The sequence below is a fragment of the Desulfovibrio sp. 1188_IL3213 genome, from assembly GCF_036763145.1.
GTDB lineage: Bacteria > Desulfobacterota > Desulfovibrionia > Desulfovibrionales > Desulfovibrionaceae > Desulfovibrio.
This window is the reverse complement of record NZ_JBAIYR010000251.1, coordinates 1-3,384: the sequence shown is the minus strand read 5'-3', so window position 1 is coordinate 3,384 and position 3,384 is coordinate 1. Positions and strand designations below refer to the sequence as shown.

The window sequence follows — 3,384 nt, the reverse complement described above, 5'->3', positions numbered from 1 at the left end:
TGCGGCTGCCCAGGCACAAATCGCTGAAGTCAAAACCGGGGGCCACGGTGCAGCCCACCAGCGAATACGCCGATCCCGGCGCGGGCGTCGCGCCGAACCAGCAACCGCCCGGCACGGCCCACTGCAATGCCTGACCGTTCAGGATATCCGGGCCGACAAGCGTCTCGTGCGAACGTCCCTCCCGGTCTATCCACGCCAGACGCAGGGGGCCGCCCAGATGAAAGTGCCAGAGTTCGTCCTGCCGTATGCGGTGCAGACGCGAATACTGCCCTGCCCGCAATAAAAAAAGAATGGCGGTGGATACGGGCCGGGGCCGGTCAAAACCGCAGGGCATATCCTGTGCGGCAAAGGTGTGGCCGCTACAGTACGTGCGGCGATAATAACCGCCTTCCGGATGCGGAGCGAGGCCAAGATGATCAATGATATTCTGGGGGTCCATGCCGCCAGTGTAGCCGCTGAGGCTTTCTTAGGGAAGGGCTTAGTGCGAGGGTGCGCCTGCCACAGCCCTGCGGCGGTGTTGCCCGGCAGAAATGCCCTGCGCATTCCCGCGCGTTGCGCCGCCGTCATGCGGCTTTCCCCGGCGTGCGCAAAGTGCCTCCTCACTCCAGGTTACGGCTTAACGGTCAAAAAACCGCTGCCGACGACTGGCACAAACAGGCCGCCGCTGCCATCGCGTGCAGCCAAAGGGGCATTGAACTACTTTCTATGGCAACATACTGAAAAAAATGATATAGTATCTTTAACACGAGATGCTTTGCCGAGTTGGCTGTAAAAAAGCTTTACAATCAGCGTGAGATTGTTTAAATAGGAATTGTTCTTGATAGAAAAAAGCAACATGTTTACATAAAAGGAGTTAAGAAATGGACAAAACGCAAGAAAATCTCATGACGGCCTTTGCCGGCGAATCCCAGGCCAACCGCAAATACCTTGCCTTCGCCCAGGTGGCTGACAAGGAAGGCATGACCCAGGTCGCCAAGCTTTTCCGCGCCGCTGCCGCCGCCGAAACCATCCACGCCCACGCTCACCTGCGCAATGCGGGCAAGATCGGCGACACCACGGCCAACCTCAAGTCCGCCATTGAAGGTGAAACCTACGAATTCACCAAGATGTACCCCGAAATGATCAAGGACGCCGAAGCGGAAGGCAAGACCGCCATTGCCAAATACTTCGACTTTGTGAACAGTGTGGAAGAAGTGCACGCCAACCTGTACAAAAAAGCTCTGGAAAACCCTGCCGGCCTGCCCGAGACCGACTACTACATCTGTAAGGTATGCGGCTACACCCACGAAGGCCCCTGCGACGACTGCCCCGTGTGCGGCGCCGGTACCGCAGCATTTTTCAATGCCAGCGAATGCTGCAAGTAAGGATGTTGTCGGCGGCCTGTCCGGCTGCCCGAAACTCCGGCCCTGCTGACCGCACGGCTCTGGATGGATGATGGTTGGAGGAGCCTTTCGGCTCGGGGGCTGCCGCCACACGGCAGCCCCCTGTTTTTATACGGCACACATTTTGCCTTTTCTGAAACCGCCTGTTCCCGGCCTTTCTCGTGCCATGCGTGCGGACATTGATGCTGCCGCCCTGTTTGCGCCTCTGGCACAAAAAATAAAAAGCTTATATATTCAAATCGTTGTATACTTATTTTCCTGCACTGATAACTGACGAACCATGACCGAAGGCTTGGGCCGTCTGCGGGCGCATCCTGGGCGATCCGAATTTTTTGTTTTTATTTTTACAAAAAATACGGTCACATACCGAACCGTCTGCCTTTTGATTTGCCTTTTACCTTAAAACAGTTCATTATGAATTGATGTACGCCGGACCGGCCTTCCGACCGGGCGGCGCTTCTTTTCCGCGTTGCGGCAAAATCGCAACGTACTTTTACGTTCATTTTGTATGCCTGGAGAACGTCTGTATGCGTCTTCTTTTCCGTTCACACATGTTTGCCTTCCTTCTGCTCATTGGCGTTGCCACAGCTTTTCCCGGCACATCCTATGCCGCCGATGCAAAAGAGCCTGCCAAGGAAGCTCCCAATAAATTCGATGCCCTCAAACGCTTCAGCCAGGTGCTTGATCTGGTTGAACGCTACTACGTACGCGACGTGACCCAGGGCGACCTCATCAACGGGGCCGTCAAAGGCATGCTGCAGGGGCTTGACCCCCACTCCACCTTCATGAGCACAGACGAATACAAAGAAATGCAGGAGACGACCTCCGGCGAATTCTTTGGCGTGGGCATAGAAATTTCACAGGAAAACGGCCAGATCACCGTGGTGACGCCCATTGAAGACACCCCGGCCTTCCGCGCAGGTCTGCAGCCGGGCGACATAATCCTGTCCATCAACGGCCAGCCCGCACAGGAACTGTCGCTTCAGGAAGTGGTGTCGCGCATCCGCGGCCCCAAGGGTTCTGAGGTGGAACTGGTCATCCTGCACCACGACTCAAAAAACCCGCAGACCGTGCGCATCACGCGCGATGCCATCCCCCTCATCAGCGTCAAGTCCAAAAAACTTGAGGACGGCTACTACTGGATACGCCTCACGCGCTTTTCCGAACGCACCACCGATGAACTGAAAGAAGCGCTCAAGGCTGCGGAAAAAGAAAGCAAGGCCAACGGCGGCATCAAGGGCATTGTGCTTGATCTGCGCAACAACCCCGGCGGGCTGCTTGACCAGGCCGTCAGCGTGGCTGACGCCTTTCTTGAAAAAGGCACCATCGTTTCCATCAAGGGCCGCCGCGAAAACACGGAACGTGTGTATTCCGCCAAAAAACAGAACGACGATGTGCGCGTCCCCATGGTTGTTCTGATCAACGCCGGTTCCGCCTCGGCATCTGAAATCGTGGCCGGTGCGCTGCGCGACCAGAAGCGCGCCCTCATCCTGGGCGAACGCTCATTCGGTAAGGGTTCTGTGCAGAACATTATTCCCCTTTCCGACGGCTCCGGGCTCAAGCTCACGGTGGCCCTCTACTACACGCCCAACGGCAGTTCCATTCAGGCCGAAGGCATCGTGCCCGACCTTGAAATACCCTTTGAAGCGCCGCGTTCCGACGACAAGGACAATCCGCGTATGCTCCTGCGCGAGCAGGACCTGAACCGTCACCTTGAAACCAAGAACGACAAAAAGGCTCCCAAGGGCAAAAGCACGGCCAATGACGCCCAGGAACAGCTTGCGCGCGACAACCAGTTGCGCATGGGCCTTCAGATGGTCAAAAGCCTGCCCAAAATGCGGGAAATCAAGGCTCAGTGACGCCCTGACGCACAATTTAGTGGCGTATGTCCGATAAAAAGCATAATAAAAGCCTCCTGTCCGGTCGTTTGTGGCCGGGCGGGAGGCTTTCCGCGTCATGGCGCATGGCCCTGGGCGGCAGCCTCTGGCTGGCGGCCAGCCTT

General features: G+C 56.8%; 3 protein-coding genes. 2 read left to right on the top strand and 1 reads right to left on the bottom strand.

The window, feature by feature from the left end:
* Positions 1-439: cupin domain-containing protein (locus V6C16_RS09720; RefSeq protein ID WP_333543095.1), on the bottom strand; the 439-nt coding region annotated here is incomplete at its 3' end.
* Between the two features lie 421 nt (positions 440-860).
* Here V6C16_RS09720 and V6C16_RS09715 point away from each other — a divergent pair.
* Both V6C16_RS09715 and V6C16_RS09710 read left to right on the top strand, forming a co-directional pair.
* Positions 861-1,364, top strand: coding sequence for a rubrerythrin family protein (locus V6C16_RS09715; protein ID WP_333536908.1), 504 nt, complete (start codon positions 861-863; stop codon positions 1,362-1,364).
* A 545-nt stretch (positions 1,365-1,909) separates the two neighbouring features.
* Positions 1,910-3,241: a S41 family peptidase gene (locus V6C16_RS09710; RefSeq protein ID WP_333536909.1), complete on the top strand. Its 1,332-nt coding sequence runs from the start codon at positions 1,910-1,912 to the stop codon at positions 3,239-3,241.
* Positions 3,242-3,384 lie beyond the last annotated feature (143 nt).